Origin of the sequence: Flavobacterium croceum DSM 17960 (assembly GCF_002917885.1) — a bacterium.
GTDB lineage: Bacteria > Bacteroidota > Bacteroidia > Flavobacteriales > Flavobacteriaceae > Flavobacterium > Flavobacterium croceum.
In genome coordinates this window covers 1-1,249 of the sequence record NZ_PQNY01000090.1, presented here as the reverse complement: position 1 = coordinate 1,249, position 1,249 = coordinate 1, and the positions used below count along the sequence as shown (strand labels likewise).

At 31.6% G+C, this 1,249-nt stretch carries 2 protein-coding genes; both read left to right on the top strand.

Translation table 11 applies throughout. From position 1 onward, the window contains the following. Window positions 1-174: 174 nt before the first annotated feature. The gene (locus Q361_RS13590) at window positions 175-603 is read left to right on the top strand and encodes a hypothetical protein (RefSeq protein ID WP_103727257.1); all 429 of its coding nucleotides are present in this window, start codon (window positions 175-177) and stop codon (window positions 601-603) included. Between the two features lie 11 nt (window positions 604-614). Continuing rightward, window positions 615-1,106 carry a hypothetical protein gene (locus Q361_RS13585; protein ID WP_103727256.1) on the top strand — a complete coding sequence of 164 codons (492 nt, stop codon included), beginning with the start codon at window positions 615-617 and terminating at the stop codon, window positions 1,104-1,106. Window positions 1,107-1,249: the final 143 nt, after the last annotated feature.

Sequence of the window (1,249 nt, the reverse complement as noted above, 5' to 3'; positions counted from 1 at the left end):
CGTTAGCAGATATTGTTGAAAAACCGAACACTAATAAGGAATTTCTCAAAAAATCTAACTTGAAAAAAATATTTGTTAACGGCTGGAAATAAGCTGAAAAACCGAAAGCCACAAATGACTTTTTACACCAAAAAAGCATAAAATAAAGTAAGCACAAAACAAAAATCTATTTTAATGAAAGCAAATTTTTTCAAAGCAACAATTTTGGCATTAGTTACAATTTTTACAATTTCTTGTTCAAAAGATGACGATTCAAGCTCAACAGAAACAGGCGGTGGCTCTACAACAACGAACACTTGGGTAAAATTAACAGCAACAACTTCATCTGGTGTTGTAAAACCAAATTACATCATTATGATGTTTGACCAACCTGTAACTTCGACAAGTGCTTTACCTCCGATTAAAAAACAAGTTACAACCGATGCTAATGGTTTAGCATATTTTGACTTAAATTCAATGATAACTTCCACTACTCCAACAACATATTACTTTGAAGCTTTTGTTTCAAATGGTTCTGGTGGTTATATTTGGAAAAGCGTAACTCATTATCAAACAAATTTAGCCAAAGGAACAATGGCAACAAGTTCAATAATTGTAAACTAATCAAAAACAGAATGAAAAATAAAATTATACTTTTAGGAATAACTTTGTCTTTAGCAAGTTGTGGAAGTTGGAACAGAATTGGCGATTTAACAACAATCGGAAACAGAAATGTTGATGATAGTAAAAAATATACTTTATTAACTCGTGAAGTTGAAGCGGTAGCAGAAGCTGACGCTGACGCAATGGAACAAGCAGTTGATAATTTGACTAAAAAATATGAAGGAGAATTTTTGCGAAATGTAAAAGTTTATGTAAAAAGCAACGGAAAAAAAGTAAAAATTATTGGTGATGTTTGGGGAACACAAAATACACTAATAAATGTATCAACAGAAGCTAATGCAAAAATCACATTGAATGTTGGAGATAGCGTAGTTTTCAAAAGAAAAGGAAAACTAACTGACGGAAAAATTATTGGAGTTAATTCAAACTTAGTAATTGTTGAATTTGATGGCGACAGAAAAGTGGAATTAAAGTATGATGAAGTAACGAAAACGAACAAATAAAAATTACAACATCTGCTAACAGCAGTTTGGCAAAATGGCGGGTTTAGTGCTAAATTGAACATTTGGTTTTCAAATAAACATTTGTGCTAAATTGAAAGTAAGTACCTCTAAATCCGCCACTTCGCCAAGCTGCAAAACGTTAT

Excerpts from the sequence above, each read along its gene's own strand:
- Q361_RS13590 (WP_103727257.1), top strand. The coding sequence starts at position 175 with ATGAAAGCAAATTTTTTCAAAGCAACAATTTTGGCATTAGTTACAATT.
- Q361_RS13585 (WP_103727256.1), top strand. The coding sequence starts at position 615 with ATGAAAAATAAAATTATACTTTTAGGAATAACTTTGTCTTTAGCAAGT.